The organism is Micromonospora sp. DT62 (genome assembly GCF_049847285.1).
GTDB classification, from domain to species: domain Bacteria; phylum Actinomycetota; class Actinomycetes; order Mycobacteriales; family Micromonosporaceae; genus Micromonospora; species Micromonospora reichwaldensis.
The window spans coordinates 44712-65075 of sequence record NZ_JBNCOB010000025.1 but is presented as its reverse complement, the minus strand read 5'-3'; the positions used below and the strand labels follow the sequence as shown (position 1 = coordinate 65075).

General features: G+C 77.0%; 2 protein-coding genes (1 of these 2 cut by a window edge). Both read right to left on the bottom strand.

Annotation, left to right across the window (positions count from 1 at the left end):
- Positions 1 to 30: 30 nt before the first annotated feature.
- On the bottom strand, positions 31 to 10179 hold the full coding sequence (locus ACPXCB_RS25960) for a type I polyketide synthase (protein ID WP_425878254.1): 10149 nt from the start codon (positions 10177 to 10179) through the stop codon (positions 31 to 33).
- 339 nt (positions 10180 to 10518) lie between these two features.
- Positions 10519 to 20364, bottom strand: partial view of a type I polyketide synthase gene (locus ACPXCB_RS25955; protein ID WP_425878252.1) — the end only. The gene runs 20001 nt beyond the window's last position; only the last 9846 of its 29847 coding nucleotides appear in the window; its start codon lies beyond the right edge, outside the window; the stop codon is at positions 10519 to 10521.

The following is a 20364-nucleotide window of genomic DNA, read 5'->3' as shown; positions in this document are numbered from 1 at the left end:
ATCGGGGTTCGAGGTGTGCGACATGCCGGATCAGGCCGAGCCGAACTCTTCGTCCAGCAGGCTGAAGATCTCCTCGGCGGAGGCCGACTCGAGGCTGGCGCCCTCGTCGGCGGCGGAGTCCGCACCGGACTCGGTGTAGGTCCACAGGGAGAGCAGTTCACGCAGCCGGGCGCCGACGGCGGCCCGGTCGGTGTCGGCGGAGGCCACCGCCCGCATGGCGTGCTCCAGCTTGTTCAGCTCGCCGAGCACCGTCAGCGCGGACGTGCTCCGCTCCGCCAGCAGCGCGCCCCGCAGGTACTCGACCAGCGCGGCCGTGGTCGGCCGGTCGTAGATCAGCGTGGACGGCAGCCGCAGCCCGGTGGCCGCGTTGAGCCGGTTGCGGAACTCGACGGCGGTCAGCGAGTCGAAGCCCAGCTCGACGAAGCCGCGCTCGACGTCGATCGAGCGGATCGACGCGTAGCCGAGGACCGCGGCGGCGTGGGTGCGGACCAGGTCGGAGAGCACCTGGTCGCGGTCGGCCTCCGCCGTGGCGGCCAGGGTCTCCCGCAGCGCCTCGGCCGGATCGCGTTCGGCGGCCCGTACCGCGCCGGTGGTCGCCGGCCGGACCAGGGACCGCAGCACCGGCGGGACCGCCGCCGGCCCGTGCCGGCCGATCAGGGCGAGGTCCAGGTTGACCGGTACGACCACCGGCTCGGCGAAGCGCAGCGCCTCGCTGAACAGGTCCATGCCCTCGTCGGCGCCGAGCGGGACGAAGCCGCCCCGGTTCATCCGGGCCTCGTCGACGTGCCCGGTCTGGCCGTCGCCGGTGTCGTTGACCCACGGTCCCCAGGCCAGCGAGAGCGCCGGGAGTCCCCGGTCGCGCCGGTGCTGGGCGAGGGCGTCGAGGAAGCAGTTCGCCGCCGCGTGGTTGGCCTGCCCGGGGCCGCCGAAGAGGCCGGCCGCCGAGGAGAAGAGCACGAACGCGGACAGGTCCAGCTTCTCGGTCAGCTCGTGCAGGTGCCAGGCCGCGTCGACCTTGGGGCGCAGCACGGTGTCGAAGCGGTCCGGGGTGAGCGCGGGCAGGACGCCGTCGTCGAGCACCCCGGCGGCGTGCACCACGCCGGTCAGCGGCAGGTCGGCGGGGATCTGGTCGACCAGCAGGGCGAGCGCGTCGCGGTCGGTGACGTCGCAGGCGACCACCCGGGCGGTGGCGCCCAGTCCGGCCAGCTCGTCGACCAGCGCGGCGACGCCCGGGGCGTCCGCCCCGCTGCGGCTGACCAGCAGCAGGTGCCGTACGTCGTGCCGGGTCACCAGCCGCCGCGCCACGAGCCGCCCGAGCAGGCCGGTCGCCCCGGTCACCAGGACGGTGCCGGCAGCCAGGTCGGGGCCGGGCGCCTCGGCCGGGGGCGGGCCGAGCCGGGTCAGCCGGGGCACCCGGAGCTGGCCGGCGCGTACCGCGAGCTGGGGTTCGCCCGTGGCCAGAGCCGCCGGCAGCAGCGCGGCGGCCGGGGCGTCGTCGTCGACGTCGAGGAGCACGATCCGGTCGGGGTTCTCCGACTGGGCGGAGCGCAGCAGGCCCCAGGCGGTCGCGGCCGGCACGTCGGCGATCCGCTCGTCCGGGTCGACCCGGACCGCGCCGCGGGTGACCACCACCAGCCGGGCGGCGGTCAGGGACTCCTCGGCGAGCCACTGCTGGGCCAGCGCGAGCATCCGGTGGGCGACGCGGTGCGCCTGGGCGGCCGGGTGCGGCTCGTCGGCGGCCGGTCCGGCGCAGGTCACCAGCACCGCGTCGGGCACCGGACCGCCCGCGCGCACCTCGGCGACCAGCGCGGAGAGGTCCGGGTGCCGGTCGGCGCCGGGCCAGTCGTCGCCGAGGGCGACGAGCCGGGACGTGCCGTCGGCGCGGCCGGTGGCGGGGGCGACCCAGTCGAGGCGGTGCAGGGACCGGCTGGCCGACCGGCGGGCGGCGCTGAGCTGCTCGCCGGAGATGGGCCGCAGGACCAGACCGTCGACGGAGGCGACCGGGGTCGCGCCGGTGTCGGTGATGGTCAGGGCCACGGATCCGGCGTCGGTGGCGCGCAGCCGGATCCGCAGCTCGCGGGCGCGGGTGGGCCGGATGGTCACGCCCGACCAGGTGAACGGCAGGCCGGGGCGGATGTCGGGGCCGCCGTCGGGGGCCGGCGCCGCGCCGTCGGCATCGGCGTCGGTGGCGCCGGCCGTGGCGCTGGCGCCGATGGCGTGCAGCGCCGCGTCCATCAGGGCCGGGTGCACCGAGAAGGCCGTGGTGTCGGTGGACGCGTCGGCGTCGAGGGCGACCTCGGCGAGGATGTCCGGGCCCGACCGCCAGGCGGCGCGCAGCGCCCGGAAGGCGGGGCCGTAGTGGTAGCCCTGGGCGGCGAGCCGGGCGTAGAGCCCGTCGAGGGCGATCGGCTGGGCGTCGGCGGGCGGCCACACGGCGGCCGGTGCGGGCTCCGGGTCGACGGTGTCGGCGAGTTGGCCGGAGGCGTGCCGCTGCCAGGTGCGGGAACCGTCGGGTCCGGTGTCGTCGTCGCGCCGGGTGTGGATGGCGACGGGCCGGTGCCCGGTCTCGTCCGGCGGGCCGACGCGTACCCGCAGGTCGATTCCTCCCTCGGTGGGGATCGCCAGCGGCGCCTCCAGGTTCAGCTCGGCGACGGTCGCCGCGCCGGCCTGCCGGCCGGTCCAGGACGCCAGCTCCACCAGCGCCGTACCGGGCAGCAGCACCGTGCCCAGCACGGCGTGGTCGGCCAGCCAGGGGTGGGTGCCGAGGGTGATCCGGCCGGTGAACAGCAGGCCCTCGTCGCCGGGCAGGTCGGCCACCGCGCTGAGCAGCGGGTGGTCGACCACGTCGAGGCCCACGGCGGGCAGGACCGAGCGGTGCGCGCCGGTGCGCTCCAGCCAGTACCGGTGCCGGTCGAAGGCGTACGTGGGCAGGTCGACCGGCTCGGCCTCGGGCAGCAGCCGGCGGTGGTCCACCGCCAGACCGAGGGTGTACGCGGTGGCGAAGCCGGTCAGCAGCCGGGTGGCGGCGTCGTCCGACCCGGCGAGGGTGTCCAGGACGTGGCCGGTGACGCCGGTCGCGTCGAGGACGGCGGCGACCCGGTCGGTCAGCGCCGGCTCCGGCGAGATCTCCACGAAGGTCACGTGTCCGGCGTCGACGGCGACGCGCAGGGCGGCGTCGAGCTGCTCCGCTCCCCCGGCCCCGCTGCCCGGGCGGTCGGCTCCGGAAACGGCCGGATCAGCTCCGAGGCCGGCCGGAACGGCTCCCAGGGTGGCCGGGTCGGCCCAGTGGTCGGCGCCGAGGGTGGCCGCGTCGGCCCAGTCCCCGGTGACGGTGGAGGCCAGCCGGGCGGTCCCGGGCTGCGGGGCGAGCCCCGCCAGGGCGACGCGGAGACCCTCGGGGTCCAGCTCGCCCGCGGCGGCCCGGGCCCGCAGCGCCACCGTCCGGGCGGCGTCGGACAGGGACAGCAGGCCCGCCACGTGGGCGGCCACGACCTCGCCGTCGCCGTCGCCGACGACCGCGGCCGGGGTGAGCCCGGCGTGCCGCCAGACGGCGGCGAGCGCCACCCCGACGGCGAACAGCACGGGCCGGGCCAGCTCCGGCCGCTCGCCCCAGGAGGCGTCCGCGCCGGTCAGCAGGGCGGCCGGGTCGACGTCGACCCAGGGGGCGAGGGCCCGCCGGCACTCGGCGAGGGTGTCGTCGAAGACCGGGCAGTGGCCCACGAGTCCGGCCGCCGCGCCCGCCGGGGCGGCGCCCGGGAAGACGAACACCGGTCCCGCGCCGTGGTTGGCGGCGGTGCCGGTCAGCACGTTGCCGGCCGGGGTGCCGGCGGCGAGCGCGTCCAGGCCGGCCAGCAGCTCGCCGGGGGTCGCGCCGAGCACCGCGGCACGCCGGTCGAACGCCGAGCGGGTCGCCGCGAGGGACCAGCCGACCGCCGCCGGGGCGAGGCCCGGGTGTGCCCGCAGGTGCCGGGCCAGCCGGGACGCCTGCGCGGCCAGGGCCGAGGTCGAGCGGGCCGAGACCGGCCACACCACCACGTCGGCGGCGACCAGCCCGGCGGCGCGTTCCCGCGCCTGGGCACCGGCGGCCGGCGGCGTCGGGGTGTCGGCCGCCTCGGCGTCGGCGGGCGCGTCGGTGGGCAGCTCGACGACCACGTGGGCGTTGGTGCCGGAGATCCCGAAGGAGGAGACCGCCGCCCGGCGGGGCCGGTCGACCGCCGGCCACGGCCGGGACCGGGTCACCAGCTCCACGTCGCCGGCCGACCAGTCGATGTGCGGCGACGGCTCGTCCACGTGCAGCGTCGCCGGTACGGTGCCCTCCCGCATCGCCAGGATCATCTTGATCACGCCGGCCACACCGGCGGCGGCCTGCGCGTGGCCCATGTTCGACTTGACCGAGCCCAGCAGCAGCGGGCCCGCGTCGCCCCGGTCCTGCCCGTACGTCGCCAGCAGGGCCTGCGCCTCGATCGGGTCGCCGAGGACGGTGCCGGTGCCGTGCGCCTCGACGACGTCCACGTCGGTGACCGCCAGCCGGGCGCTGGCGAGCGCCTGCCGGATCACCCGCTGCTGGGAGGGGCCGTTGGGGGCGGTCAGGCCGTTCGACGCGCCGTCGGAGTTCACGGCGGAGCCGCGTACGACGGCGAGGATGCGCCGGCCCTGCCGCCGGGCGTCGGAGAGCCGCTGCACGAGCAGCATGCCGACGCCCTCGGACCAGCCGGTGCCGTCCGCCGTGGCGGCGAAGGACTTGCACCGCCCGTCGGAGGCGAGGCCGCCCTGGCGGGAGAACTCCTGGAACGCCGTGGGGGTGGCCATCACGGCCACGCCGCCGGCCAGCGCCAGGTCGCACTCGCCGCGCCGCAGCGCCGCCCCGGCGAGGTGCAGCGCCACCAGCGACGAGGAGCAGGCGGTGTCGACGGTGACGGCGGGTCCCTCCAGCCCGAGGGCGTACGCGACCCGGCCGGAGATCACGCTGTGCGCGGCGCCGGTCATCAGGTAGCCCTCGACGCCCTCGGGGACCTCGGTGAGCCCGGTGCCGTAGCCGGAGGTGGAGGCGCCCACGAAGACGCCCGTACGGGTGCCGCGCAGCGTCGCCGGGTCCACCCCGGCCCGCTCCAGCGCCTCCCAGGACGTCTCGAGGGTGAGCCGCTGCTGCGGGTCCATGGCGAGGGCCTCGCGGGGCGAGATCTCGAAGAAGGCGGGGTCGAAGTCCGCCACGTCGTAGAGGAAGCCACCCGCCGGGGGGTGGGTCCCCTCCGCCGGCTCGGGGATCTCCCAGCCCCGGTCGGTGGGGAACGGCGAGATGGCGTCCACCCCGTCGGCGACCAGCCGCCAGAACGCCTCCGGCCCGTCGACGCCGCCGGGGTAGCGGCAGGCCATGCCGACGATCGCGACGGGCTCGTCGGCGTCGACGACGACGGTCTGCGGGGCGTCGGCGGGGGCGGCACCGGAGACCAGCTCGCGCAGGTGCGCGGCCAGCTCGGCGGGGGTGGGGTAGTCGAAGACCAGCGTGGTGGGCAGCCGCAGGCCGGTGGCCGCGTTCAGCCGTCCCCGGAAGTCCACGGCGGTCAGCGAGTCGAAGCCGAGGTCCTTGAAGGGGCGTCCGCGCAGCTCGTCGGGCGTGGCGTGGCCCAGCACCGCCGCGGTCTGCTCGTTGACCAGCCGCAGCAGCTCCCGCTCCTGCTCCGCCGCCGGCAGCGCCGCGAGGTGGCGCAGCGGCGCGGCGACCCCGCCCGTGGGCGCGGCGGCCTCCTCCTCCTGCGCGACGAGCGCCCGCACCTGCGGCACGCCGCCCAGGAACGGGCTGGGCCGGGCCACGGTGAACGCGGGGTGGAACCGGCTCCAGTCGACGTCGGCGACGGTCACGCAGGGCGTCGGGCGGCGCAGCGCCCGGTCGAGGGCGACGAGCGCCTTCGCCGGGTCGATCGGCGGCAGGCCCATCCGGTTGAGCTGCTCGGTGGCCACGTTCTCGGCGGCCATGCCGTGTTCGCCGCCCCAGGCCGTCCAGGAGACGGCGGTGGCCGGCAGGCCCCGGTCGCGCCAGTTGACGGCCAGGGCGTCCAGCAGGGAGTTGCCGGCGCCGTAGGCGCACTGCCCGGCGCTGCCCCACACGCCGGAGATGGAGGAGAAGAGCACGAACGCGCCGAGTTCGCGCTCGGCGAGGCAGGCGTCGAGGTGCAGGGCGCCGAGCACCTTGCCCGCGACGACGTGGGAGAACTCGTCGAGGGTCGTGTCGGTCAGCGGGGTGAGCTGGTCGGTGCCGGCGGCGTGCACGACCGCGGTCAGGTCGGGCAGCGAGTCCACCAGGTCCGCCACGGAGCGCCGGTCGGTGACGTCGCAGGTGGCGACGGTGACCCGCCCGTCGGCACCGTACCGGTCGAGCAGGTCCGCCATGCCCGGGGCGGCGGTGCCCCGGCGGCTGGCCAGGACCACCCGCCCGGTGCCGCGGCCGAGCAGCCAGCGGGTGACGTGGCCGCCGAGGGCGCCGGTGCCGCCGGTGACCAGGACGGTGCCGGAGCACCAGTCGCCGGCGGGGGGCTCGTCCGCCGCGGGCGGGGCCGGGGTGAGCCGGCGGGCCCAGGTCCCGCCGGGCCGGACGGCCACCTGGTCCTCGCCGACGTGACCGGCCAGCACGGCGGCGAGCCGCCGGGTGGTGGCGTCGTCGACGGTGGCCGGCAGGTCGACCAGGCCGCCCCAGCGGTGCGGCTGCTCGACGGCCGCCGCGCGGCCGAGGCCCCAGACCTCGGTCTGCAACGGGTGCGCGACGCGGTCGCCCGGGGCCGCCGCCACCGCGCCGCTGGTGACGCACCACAGCGGCGCCACCAGGTCCAGGTCGGTCATCGCCTGGACCAGGGCGAGGATGTTGGCCGCGGCGAGGGTCACGCCGGGGTGCTCGGCCAGCAGCCGGTCCTGGCCGGCGACCACGGCGAGCACGCCGTCGACCGGCCGGCCGTCGAGGAGGTCCCGCAGCCGGGCGGCGAGCGCCGCGCGGTCGAGGTCCGCCGCGCCGACGCGCAGCACCAGCGGCTCGTCGTCGCCGAAGAGCCCGGCCAGGCCGTCGGCCCACGCCGGCGCGTCGTCGGCCGGCAGCACGACCAGCCAGCGGCCCGCCGGGCCGTCGCCGTCCTCGACCGGCACGGGCTGCCAGGTCACCTGGTACGACCAGCCGTCCACGAGGGAGCGTTCCCGCCGGGAGCGGCGCCAGGAGGTGAGCACGGGCAGGGCCGGCAGCAGCGCCTGGACCTGCGCGTCGTCGTCGCCCAGCTCGCCGCGCAGGGTGTCGACGTCCGCCTGCTCCAGGGCGGTCCAGAACTCGTCGTCGCCGTCCGCCGCCACGGCGTCGGGGGCGGCGGGCGGCGGCTCGGGCCAGAAGCGCTGCCGGCGGAAGGCGTACGCGGGCAGGGGCACCCGCGCGGTGTCGGCGCCGGCGAACAGCTCCGCCCAGCCGACCTCGACCCCGCCGACGTGCAGCTCGGCGAGGGCGGTGAGGGCGGAGGCGGGCTCGGGGCGGTCGCGGCGCAGCAGCGCCACGGCGGCGGTGTCGTCGTCGGCGCCGGCGGCGGTCAGGACGTCGCGGGCCAGCGCGGTGAGCACGCCGCTGGGGCCGACCTCCAGGAACGTACGCACACCGAGGGCGCGCAGCTGGTCGACGCCGTCGGCGAACCGGACTGCCTCCCGCACGTGCCGCACCCAGTACTCGGCGGTGCGGATCTCGTCGGGGTCGGCGACCGTGCCGGTCAGGTTCGACACGATCGGCAGCGTCGGCGGGTGCAGTTCCAGCCCGCGCACCACGGCGGCGAACTCGGCGAGCATGGGTTCCATCAGCGGGCTGTGGAAGGCGTGGCTGACCCGCAGCGGCCTGGTGCGTACGCCCTGGTCGGCCCAGCGGCGTTCGAGTTCCTCGACGGCGTCGGCCGCGCCGGAGACGACCACGGCGGTGGGCCCGTTGACGGCGGCCACGGCGACCCGGTCCTCGACGCCGGCCAGGGCGGCCCGGACGGCGTCGGCGGGGAGCTGGACGGCCAGCATCGCGCCGCCGGCCGGCAGGGCCTGCATCAGCCGGCCCCGGGCGGCCACGAGGGTGGCGGCGTCGGGCAGCGACAGCACGCCGGCCGCGTGCGCGGCGGAGAGCTCGCCGATCGAGTGGCCGAGCAGCACGTCCGGGACGATCCCCCAGCTCTCCAGGAGCCGGAACAGCGCGACCTCGACGGCGAACAGGCCGGCCTGGGTGTAGAGGGTCTGGTTGAGCAGCCCGGCGGCCTCGTCGCCCTCGGGCGCGAAGAGCACCGGGGTGAGCGGGCGGGGCAGGTGCCGGTCCAGCTCGGCGCAGACCTCGGCGAGCGCCCGGCCGAAGACGGGGAACGCGGCGGCCAACTCGCGGCCCATGCCGCTGCGCTGCGCGCCCTGGCCGGAGAAGAGGAACGCGAGCTTGCCGCCGCGCGGGCCGGCGCCGGTGACCAGGCCCGGGGCGTCGCCGCCGGTGGCGAGCGCGCGCAGGCCGTCGGCCAGGTTGGCACGGTCGGCGGCGAGCAGCACGGCCCGGTGCTCGAGGCTGGCCCGGGTACGCGCCGACGACCAGCCGACGTCGGTCAGCCGCAGCTCGGGGCGGCCGTCGAGCCAGTCGGCCCAGCGGGTCGCCTGCGCGGCCAGGGACTCGGCGTCGCGGGCGGAGACCAGCACCGGCACGAGGCCGGCCCCGTCGACCGGTGCGGCGTCGGCGGCGGCCGGCACGGTGCCCGCGTCGGTCGCGGCGGCGGGGTCGTCCCGGGCGTCCACCGCGGCCGGGTCGGCGGCGGGAGCCTCCTCGATGATCACGTGGGCGTTGGTGCCGCTCATGCCGAAGGAGGAGATGCCCGCGCGGCGGGGCTGCTCCCCGGCGGGCCACGGCTGCGGCTCGGTCGCCAGCGACACCGCGCCGGCCGTCCAGTCCACGTTGGGGGTGGGCGCGTCGACGTGCAGCGTCGCCGGCACGGTCTCGTGCCGCAGCGCCATCACCATCTTGATCACCCCGGCCACGCCGGCGGCGGCCTGGGTGTGCCCGATGTTCGACTTGACCGAGCCGAGCCAGAGCGGCCGGTCCGGCTGCCGGCCCTGCCCGTACGTCGACAGCAGCGCCTGCGCCTCGATGGGGTCGCCGAGGGTGGTGCCGGTGCCGTGCGCCTCCACGACGTCGACCTGCTCCGGCGCGAGCCGGGCGCTGGCCAGCGCCTGGAGCACGACCCGCTGCTGGGACGGGCCGTTGGGGGCGGTCAGCCCGTTGCTCGCGCCGTCCTGGTTGACCGCGCTGCCGCGCACCACCGCGAGGACGGGGTGGCCGTTGCGCCGCGCGTCGGAGAGCCGCTCGACGAGCAGCAGGCCGACCCCCTCGCCCCAGGCGGTGCCGTCGGCGGCGGCGGCGAACGACTTGACCCGGCCGTCCATGGCCAGGCCCCGCTGGCGGCTGAAGCCGATGAAGGCGGACGGGGTGGACATGATGGTGGCACCGCCGGCGAGCGCCAGGGTGCACTCCCCCTGCCGCAGCGCCTGGCAGGCCAGGTGCAGGGCGACCAGCGACGACGAGCAGGCGGTGTCGACGGTGACGGCGGGGCCCTCGATGCCGAGCGCGTACGAGATCCGGCCGGAGACGACGCTGGCCGCGGTGCCGGTGAGGATGTAGCCCTCGGTGCCGGGCGGCGGCTGCTGGAGCAGCCCCACGTAGTCCTGGCCGGTGGTGCTGGCGAACACCCCCACCTGATGGCCGCGCAGCGCCGACGGGTCGAGCTCGGCGTGCTCGAACGCCTCCCAGGCGGCCTCCAGCAGCAGCCGCTGCTGCGGGTCCATGGCGAGCGCCTCGCGCGGCGAGATGCCGAAGAACGCGGCGTCGAACTCGGTGGCGGAGTCGATGAAGCCGCCCTCGGCGACGTACGACGTGCCGGGGTGGTCGGGGTCCGGGTGGAACAGCCGCGCCAGGTCCCAGCCGCGGTCGGCGGGGAACGCGGAGAAGGCGTCGCGGCGGGAGTCGACGAGCTCCCACAGCTCCTCGGGCGAGCCCACCCCGCCCGGGAACCGGCAGGCCATGCCGACGATGGCGATCGGCTCCCGATTGGCCGCCTCAAGCTCGCCGAGCTTCCTCCTGGTCTGGTGAAGGTCCGCCGTCACCCATTTCAGGTACTCCCGGAGCGTATCTTCAGTCGCCATTGACGCCACCTCTTCGGGCCGGAAAGAAACAGGCGACCCAATACCGTCCACAGACGCCACAAGCCGCGAAGATCTAAGCCCATTCAGCCGACCACGAATTGCCAGACAAAAAGCGTTTCAGCCCCCACCAGGTCTTACGCGCCGGACGAAAGGTAATTGTCGCCGGACGGCGGTCACAACCCCTAGCGTGCCCCTACGGGTGCCCCTAGGCGGCGGGGGCGCAGGCTGGGCCGACCCGCCCTGCGAGCGGTCCGGCGCGGCACCCTCGCGGGGTGCGGCCGGGCGGGTGTCCAGGCCCGCCCGGCCGCAGGTGTCACAACCGTCGACGACGGCCGTACGGCACCATTTCTAGATGCCCGGCAAATTGCCGCCGGGGCCACCCAGCTCGCGGTGGATGAAATCGAAGATCTCGGCGTCGGTGGCGTCGTCGAGGGTGTGCGTGGCCGGCTTCTCCTCGACGGGACCACGCTCGTCGCCCCACCGGGCGACGAACGCCTGCAACTGCACCAGCAGCTTCTGCCGGGTCAGCCGGTCCGGCGCGTCGGCCGCGAAGACGCCGTCGAGCCGTTCCAGCTCGGCGAGCAGCGGAGCCGCCGCGGCGGCGCCGTCCTCGACGAGCTGGTCGCGCAGGTGCCGGGCGAGCGCCGCGGGCGTGGGGTAGTCGAACACCACGCCGGCGGGCAGCTGGACGCCGGTGGCGGCGCGGAGCCGGTTGCGCAGCTCCACGGCCGTCATCGAGTCGAAGCCGACCTCGCGGAACGCCCGGTCGGGCTCCAGCCCTCCGCCCCCGGGGTGGCCGAGCACGGCCGCCGCCAGGTTGCCCACGAGCTCGACGAGGACGCCCTCCCGTTCGCCGGGGCTCAGCGGGCGCAGCCGCTCCCGCAGCGCGGTCGCCGCCTCGTCGTCCGCCGGCTGGCGGTCGTCGTCGGCGGGCATCGCCGCGCCCGCCTCGGGGACCCCGGTCAGCAGCGGGCACGGCCGCATCGACGCGAACGTCGGCACGAACCGGTCCCAGCGCACGTCGGCGACGATCAGCCCCGCCTCCGCGCGCAGCGCCTGCCCGAACGCCTCGACGGCCAGCTCCGGGGGCAGGCCCGGCAGGCCCCGCCGGCGCAGCTGCGCCTGCTCGGGCGACTCGGGGTCGTCGCTCCACGGGCCCCACGCCACGGCGGTGGCCGCCAGTCCGCCGTGCCGCCGGTTCGCCGCGAGCGCGTGCAGCAGCGCGTCGCCGGCGGACTGGCCGGCCCGGCCGCCCGCGCCCCACACCCCCGTGGTGGAGGTGCACAGCACGAACGCGTCGAGCGGCCGGTGGGCCAGCTCGTCGGCGTACCTCGGGACGTCGCCGACGGTCGCGGCCACGTCGGTGGCGAGGCCGGCGAGGGTCAGCTCGGCCAGCGGCACCGACCCGGTCTCCGCCGGCACGTGCACGAGCGCCGTCACCGGCCGGCTCTCGGCGGCGAGCTGCTCCATCAGGTCACCGAGCTTGCCCGTCGCCGGCTCCGCCAGCGGGAGCACCTCCGCGCCCTGGCGGCCCAGCCAGTCCGTGGTGTGTCGGGCGAGGGCGCCGGTCCCGCCGGTGAGCAGGACGGTGCCGTTCGGCCGGTACCCGCCGCCCGTCGCCGGCCGCCCGGTGTCGCGGACCAGGCGTCGGGCGTGCACGCCGGCCTCCCGGACGGCGAGCTGGTCCTCCCCGTCGACGTTGACCAGGGCCGCGGCCAGGGCCGCGTACGCCGCCTCGGCCGGGCCCGCCGGCAGGTCGACGACTCCGCCGACGTGCCGGGGGTGCTCCAGCGCGGCGACGAGGCCGAGGCCCCACGTGGTGGCCTGCGTCGGGTGCACGACCGGTTCGTCGTCCACGGCGACGGCGCCGGTGGTGGCCAGCCACAGCGGCACGGCCGGGCCGGCACGGCGGGTGTGCGCCTGCACGAGCAGCAGGTTCGCCGCCAGGCCGGTCGGCAGCGCGGTCTGCTCCGGGTGCGGCGCCTCGTCCAGCGCCAGCAGGGAGAGCAGCGCCGTCGGCTGGTGCGCGGCGGCGAGCCGGTCGAGGTCGGCGGCCAGGCCGTCGCGGGTGGCCGTGGCCGGGTCGACGGTCAGCAGGTGCACCGTGGCGGCGCCGGCCGTGAGGGCGGCGAGCACCCGGTCGGTGACCTGGTGCGGCGGGGCCACCACCAGCCACGTGCCGGGGTCGGCGCCGGTCAGCGCCCGGCGCTCCCAGGTGACCCGGTACCGCCAGCCGGCCAGGGTGCCGTCGAGGTGCTGGCGGCGCCGCCACGACTCCAGTTCCGGCAGCAGCTCGCGCATCGGCTGGTCCGGGTCGAGGCCGAGGCGGCCCAGGTCGCCGTCGGTGACGGCCCGCCAGAACGCGTCGTCGACCGGGTCGGCGGCCGGCGTCGGGGCCGCGTCGAGGGTCGGCCAGTAGCGCTGCGGCCGGAACGCGTACGTGGGCAGCTCGGGCAGCCGGCGGGCATCCGGACGGGGGCCGGCCAGCACGGCGAGCACCGCCGCCCAGTCGACGTCCCGCCCGGTGCCGTCCACGACGGCCAGCGCGGCGAGCAGGGCGACCGGCTCGTCGACGCCGGCGCGCAGCGCCGCCACGGCCGTCCCGTCGTCGTCGCCGGGCAGCAGGCCGGCGGTCATCGCGGTCAGCACCGCCTGCGGGCCGAGCTCCAGGAAGGTGTCGACGCCCGCGTCGCGCAGCGCGGCGATCCCGTCGGCGTACCGGACGGCCTCCCGGACGTGGCGCACCCAGTAGTCGGGCGTACGGATCTCGTCGGGCCCGGCGAGCCGCCCGGTCAGGTTCGACACGATCGGCAGCAGCGGCGCGGCGAACGTCAGCCCGTCGAGGACGGCCCGGAACTCGGCCAGCATCGGCTCCATCAGCGGGCTGTGGAACGCGTGGCTGACCCGCAGCCGGCGGGTACGTACGCCGCGCTCCCGCCAGGTCCGCTCCAGCCCGTCGAGGGCGTCGAGGGCCCCGGCGAGCACCACGGCGGTGGGGCCGTTGACGGCGGCGACGCCGACCTGGTCGGTCAGCCCGGCGAGGGACTCGACCACGGCCGCCTCGTCGGCGGCGACGGCGAGCATCCCGCCCCCGGCGGGCAGGGCCTGCATGAGCCGGCCCCGGGCGGCCACCAGCGTGGCGGCGTCCGCGAGGGACAGCACCCCGGCGACGTGCGCGGCGGTGATCTCGCCGATGGAGTGCCCGGCGACGTGCCCGGGCACCACCCCGAACGACTCGACCAGCCGGAACAGGGCCACCTCCAGCGCGAAGAGCCCCGCCTGGGTGAACACCGTCTCGTCGAGCAGCGCGGCCTCGGCGCTGCCCTCGGCCGCGAACAGCACCGGCTTCAGCGGCTGCGGCAGCTGGTGGTCCAGCGCCGCGCAGACCTCGTCGAGGGCCGCCGCGAAGACTCCGAACGTGTCGTACAGCTGCCGGCCGGCGCCGGGGCGCTGGGCGCCCTGGCCGGAGAACTGGACGGCGAGGCCGCCTCCGTGCCGTCGGGCGGTGACCAGCGCGGGGTGGTCCTCGCCGCCGGCCAGCGCCCGCAGCGCGGCGAGCCGGGTCTCCCGGTCGGCGGCGACCACGGTGGCCCGCCGGCCGAGGTGGGCCCGGCCGGCGGCGAGCGCCCAGGCGACCAGGTCGGCGGGGTCGTCGACCGTCGCCACCCGGTCGGCCAGCCGGCCGGCCTGCTCGCGCAGCGCGGGCAGGTCGGCGGCGGAGACCGGCCACGGCAGGGCCACGCCGCGGTGGTCGCGTCGCGCGTCGCCGTGCCCGACGGTCGCCTCGGGTCCTTCCCCGTCGGCGGCGACCGGTGCCGGCCGCTGCGGGGCCTCTTCGATGATCACGTGCGCGTTGGTGCCGCTGATCCCGAACGAGGAGACGCCGGCCCGGCGCGGCCCGTCCGTGGTGGTCCACGGTCGTGCCTCGGTGAGCAGCGCCAGCGTGCCGGAGGACCAGTCGACGTGCGGGGTCGGCGCGTCGACGTGCAGGGTCGCCGGCAGCACCTCGTGTTGCAGGGCCAGCACCATCTTGATCAGGCTGGCGGCGCCCGCCGCGGCCTGGGTGTGGCCGATGTTCGACTTCACCGACCCGAGCCACAGCGGCCGCTCGGCGGAGCGTTCCCTGCCGTACGTCGCCAGCAGCGCCTGCGCCTCGATCGGGTCGCCGAGGGTGGTGCCGGTGCCGTGCGCCTCGACGACGTCCACGTCGCCCGGGGTCAGGCCGGCGTTGTCCAGCGCGTGCCGGATGACCCGCTGCTGCGCGGGCCCGTTCGGCGCGGTGAGGCCGTTGCTCGCGCCGTCCTGGTTGACGGCGCTGCCCCGTACGACGGCGAGGATCCGGTTGCCGTCGCGCTGGGCGTCGGAGAGCCGCTGGAGCAGCAGGACGCCGACGCCCTCGCCCCAGCCGGTGCCGTCGGCGGCCTCGGCGAACGCCTTGACCCGCCCGTCGGCGGCGAGGCCGCGCTGCCGGGAGAACTCCAGGAACGCGCCCGGGGTCGACATCACCGTCACGCCGCCGGCCAGGGCGAGGTCGCACTCGCCGCTGCGCAGGGCCTGCGCGGCCAGGTGCAGCGCCACCAGCGACGACGAGCAGGCCGTGTCGACGGTGACCGCCGGGCCGTGCAGCCCGAACGAGTACGCCAGGCGGCCGGAGACCACCGACGCGCCGTTGCCGGTCGCCTGGTAGCCCTCCACCTGGGAGCGGGCGCCCAGCAGCAGCGTGGCGTAGTCCTGACCGTTGGTGCCCATGAAGACGCCGGTGGCGGAGCCACGGACCCGGTGCGGGTCGATGCCGGCGCGTTCGAAGACCTCCCAGGTGGTGTGCAGCAGCAGCCGCTGCTGCGGGTCCATGGCGAGGGCCTCGCGCGGGTTGATCCCGAAGAACGCGGCGTCGAAGCCGGCCACGTCCCGCAGGAACCCGCCGCTGCGCGTGTAGCTGGTGCCGACCCGCTCCGGGTCGCTGTCGAACAGGGCGTCGAGGTCCCAGCCCCGGTCGGTGGGCATCGGCGTCACCGCGTCCACGCCGTCGGCCAGCAGCCGCCACAGTTCCTGCGGCGAGGACACCCCGCCGGGGAAGCGGCAGGCCATGGAGACGATCGCGATCGGCTCGTCCGCCGGCGGCCGGGCCGAGGCCACGCCGCCGGTGACCGGTCCGCCGTCCGCGCCGACCACGATTTCGGTACGCAGGAAGCGGGCCAGTTCCGCCGCCGACGGGTGGTCGAAGACCACTGTCGACGGCAGGGTCAGGCCGGTGACCCGGCCCAGCCGGTCGCGCAGCTGCACGGCGGCGAGGGAGTCGAAGCCCAGCTCCCGGAACGCCCGGTCGGCCGGCACCTGGTCGGTGGTGGGGTGGCCGAGGACGGCCGCCGCCTCCGCGCGGACGAGGTCGACCAGCAGCGCCTCCTGGCCGGTCGCCGGCAGCGTGGCGAGCCTGGCCCGCAGCCCGTCGGTGGCGGCGGCGCTCTCCGGCCGCTCCGGCTCCTCGGCGACGGCGGGGGCGACCCGGTCGAAGAGGTGGCTCGGCCGTGCGGCGGTGAACGCCGTGACGAACCGGGACCAGTCGACGTCCACGATCACCGGGGCCGCCTCCGGGGCGTTCACCCAGCGGCCGAGCGCCGCGACGGCGGCGTCGGGCGCGAGCGGGCTGAACCCGCGGCGGCGCAGGCCGTCGGCCGTCTCGCCGGAGGCCATGCCGTCCTCCGCCCACGGGCCGTAGGCCAGGGCGGTGGCGGGCAGGCCGGCCGCCCGGCGGGCGGCGACGAGCGCGTCGAGCAGGGCGTTGCCGGCCGCGTAGCCAGCCTGGCCGCCGCCGCCCCAGACGCCGGCGACGGAGGAGAAGACCACGAACGCGTCGAGGTCCCGGCCCCGGCAGGCGGCGTCGAGGTGCACGGCGCCGAGCACCTTGCCGGCCAGGGTCTCCGACAGCTCGCCGTCGGTCACCTCGTACGCCGGGGTGGTGCCGCCGGACGCCCCGGCGGTGTGCACGACGGCGGTCAGCCCGGGCAGGTCCGCCACGAGCGCGTCGACTGCCGCCCGGTCGGTGACGTCGCACGCCACCACCCGTACCGCGCCCAGCTCGGCCACCAGCTCGGCCGCGCCCGGCGCCGCCGGACCGCGCCGCGATGCCAGCACCACCTCGGCAGCCCCGTTGGCCAGCAACCAGCGGGCCACGTGCCGACCGAGGGCACCCGTACCGCCGGTCACCAGCACCGTCCCGGCGGGCCGCCAACCCGACCCGGCGGGCGGCGCGGCCGGCACCAGCCGCCGGCCGAAGAGGCCGTTGCGGCGGACGGCCACCTGGTCCAGGGTGCCGTCGGCGAGGACGGCGACGAGCCCGGCGCGGGCGCCGCGGTCGGCGCGGTCGGGCAGGTCGACCAGGCCGCCCCAGCGGTCCGGCTGTTCGAGGGCGACGACCCGGCCCAGGCCCCAGGCCAGGGCCGCCCAGACGTCACCGGCCCGCTCCCCGGCCGTGACCGGCATCGCGGTACGGCTCAGCGCCCACACCCGTCCCGGCAGGCCGGTGTCGGTGAGCGCCCGGGTGAGGGTGAGCAGGGCGGCCGCGCCGGCGGGCACCGCCGGGGTGTGCGTCAGGGGCCGGTCCTGCCGGGGCAGCACGCAGAGCACCCCGGCCCAGCCGTCCCCGCTGATCCGGCTCAGCCGCTCGCCCAGTTCGGTGCGGGCGAGGGTGGACGACACGGTGAGCGTGTCCACCCGGGCGCCCGCCTGGGTGAGGGTCTTCGCCACGCCCGCGTCGGCGCCGCTGTCGACGGTGACGACCAGCCACCGCCCGGACAGCCGGGTCGCCGGGGCCGGCCGCACCGGCTCCCAGCCGATCCGGTACGACCACCCGTCGAGGGCGGTGTCCCGCGACCGGTGCTGACGCCAGCGGGCCAGCAGCGGCAGGGCCGGGGCGAGCGCGTCCAGGCCCTCGGTGTCGTCGCCGAGTTCGGCGGCGAGGGCGGCCAGGTCGCCACGCTCGACGGCGGCCCAGAAGTCGGCGTCGCCGCCCTCCGGGGCGGCCTGCTTCGCGGGCGCGCCCTCCGGCCAGTAGCGCTGGTGCTGGAAGGCGTACGTGGGCAGGTCGACGCGGCGCGCGCCGGCGTCGGCGAACCACTGCTGCCAGGTCACCGGCACGCCGTGCACGTGCAGCTCCGCCAGGGCGTGCAGCAGCGCGTGCGCCTCCGGCCGGTCCCGGCGCTGCACGGCGACAGCCAGCACGGCGTCGTCGTCGGGCAGCACGTCGCCGGCCATCGCGGTCAGCACGCTCTGCGGCCCGACCTCCAGGAACGTGTCGACACCGGCGGCCCGCAGCGCGGTGATCCCGTCGGCGAAGCGCACGGCCTCGCGAACGTGCCGCACCCAGTACTCCGGGGTACGGATCTCGTCGCCGGCGAGGACCCCCGTCACGTTCGACACGATCGGCAGCAGCGGCGCGGCAAAGGTGAGGCCGTTCAGGACCGCCCGGAACTCGTCGAGCATCGGCTCCATCAGCGGACTGTGGAAGGCGTGGCTGACCGTCAACCGGCGCGTACGCACGCCCCGGTCGCGCCAGACCCGCTCCACCTCGTCGAGGGCCTCGACGGCACCGGACACCACCACGGCGGCGGGGCCGTTGACCGCGGCGATGCCGACGCGGTCGGTCAGCCCAGCGAGAGACTCCGCCACCGCAATCTCGTCAGCGGCCACGGCCAGCATGCCGCCGCCGGTGGGCAGCGCCTGCATCAACCGGCCCCGCGCGGCCACGAGGGCGCACGCGTCGGCCAGGGACAGCACGCCCGCGACATGCGCGGCGGTCACCTCGCCGATCGAGTGACCGGCAAGCATGTCCGGCACGACCCCGAACGACTCCACCAGGCGGAACAGCGCCACCTCGACCGCGAACAACCCGGCCTGCGTGAACACCGTCTGGTCCAGCAACTCCGCCTCGGGGCTGCCCGCCGACGCGAACAGCACCTCCCGCAACGGACGCGGCAACAGCGGGTCGAGGTGCGCACACACCTCGTCCAGCGCGGCCGCGAACACCGGGAACTCGGCCGACAACTCCCGGCCCATGCCGGCGCGCTGCGCGCCCTGACCCGAGAACACCAACGCGAGCTGGCCGCGTACGGCGGTGGAGCCGGTCACGACGGCCCCGGAGGGCTCGCCCGCATCGAGGGCCCGCAGCGCGGCGAGCAGGTCGTCCCGGTCGGCCACCACGGCGACGGCGCGCTGCTCCAGCGCGGGTCGGGTGGTGACGGAGGACCAGGCCACGTCCAGCGGACGCGGGGCCTCGTCGGCGGCGAGCCAGCGTGCCCACCGGCCCGCCTGGCCGGCCAGGGCCGCATCGGAGCGCGCGGAGAGCAGCACCGGCACGACCGGCGGTACCTCGCGGGCGACGATCTCGCCCTCGATCGTCTCGGCCGGCGGCTGCTCGATGATCACGTGCGCGTTGGTGCCGGAGATGCCGAACGACGACACCGCCGCCCGACGCGGCCGGCCGACCTGCGGCCACGGGGTGGGCTCGGTGGTGAGGGCCACCGCCCCGGCGGTCCAGTCGACGTGCGGGGACGCCTCGTCCACGTGCAGGGTCGCCGGGACGAGGCCGTGGCGCATCGCCATGACCATCTTGATCACACCAGCCACACCGGCAGCCGCCTGCGTGTGCCCGATGTTCGACTTCACCGACCCCAACAGCAACGGCCGATCCTGCGGACGCTCCTGCCCGTAGGTGGCCAGCAACGCCTGCGCCTCGATCGGGTCACCCAGGGTGGTGCCCGTGCCGTGCGCCTCGACGGCGTCCACGTCGGCAGTGGTGAGCCGCGCGTTCGCGAGGGCCTGCCGGATCACCCGCTGCTGCGAGGGACCGTTCGGGGCGGTCAGCCCGTTCGACGCGCCGTCCTGGTTCACGGCGGTGCCGCGCACCACGGCGTAGATCTTCCGGCCCTCGCGCTGGGCGTCGGAGAGGCGCTGCACGAGCAGCACGCCGACGCCCTCGGACCAGCCCGTGCCGTCGGCCGACGCCGCGAACGACTTGCAGCGGCCGTCTTGCGACAACCCGCGCTGCCGGGAGAACTCGATGAACGTCCCCGGCGTCGCCATCACCGTCACGCCACCGGCCAACGCCAGATCGCACTCACCGGAGCGCAACGCCTGCGCGGCGAGATGCAGCGCCACCAGCGACGACGAGCACGCCGTGTCGACCGTGACGGCCGGGCCCTCCAGCCCGAAGGTGTAGGCGACCCGACCGGACAGCACGCTGCCGGAGGTGCCGGTCCCGACGTAGCCCTCCACCTCGGTCGGCAGGTCCATCAGCCGGGAGGCGTAGTCGTGGTACATGACGCCGGCGAAGACACCCGTCCGGCTGCCCCGCAGCCGCTGCGGGTCCAGCCCGGCGGACTCGAACGACTCCCACGAGGCCTCCAGCAGCAGCCGCTGCTGCGGGTCCATCGCGAGGGCCTCGCGCGGCGAGATCCCGAAGAAGCCCGGGTCGAAGTCGGCCGCCCCGTAGAGGAAGCCACCGTGGCGCGTGTACGACGTGCCGCTGCGGTTCGGGTCCGGGTCGAACAGCGACTCCAGGTCCCAGCCCCGGTCCGCCGGGAACTCGGAGATCCCGTCGCCGCCGCCGGCCAGCAGCTCCCACAGTTCGTCGGGGGATTCCACCCCGCCCGGGTAGCGGCAGGCCATGCCCACGATCGCGACCGGCTCGTCGGTGCCGACGACCGTGCCGGCGACCGGGCCGGCGGTCGACTGACGCACCCCGGCCAACTCCGACCACAGGTGGTCGGCGAGCACCGCCGGGGTCGGGTAGTCGAACACCAGCGTCGAGGCAAGCCGCAGCCCGGTGGCCGCGTTCAACCGGTTACGCAGGTCCACGGCGGTCAGCGAGTCGAAGCCCAACTCCCGGAACGCCCGGTCCGCCGGCACCGCCTCCGCACCGCCGTGCCCCAACACCTGCGCGACCAGGCCCCGCACCAGCACGTCGACCTGGGCGCGGCCCTCGTCCTCGGTCAGCCCGGCGAGCCGGTCGGCCCAGCCGCCACCGCCCTGCCCCGCCTGGCGGCGGGTGCTGGTCACGCCGATCAGGGTGCGCAGCACGGCCGGCACGGGGCCGCCGGAGGTGGCCGCCCGCAGCGCGGGCACGTCGATCACGGCCGGTACGAGGGCCGCCCGGTCGGCGCCCAGGGCGGCGTCGAACAGCTCCAGCCCGACCTCGGC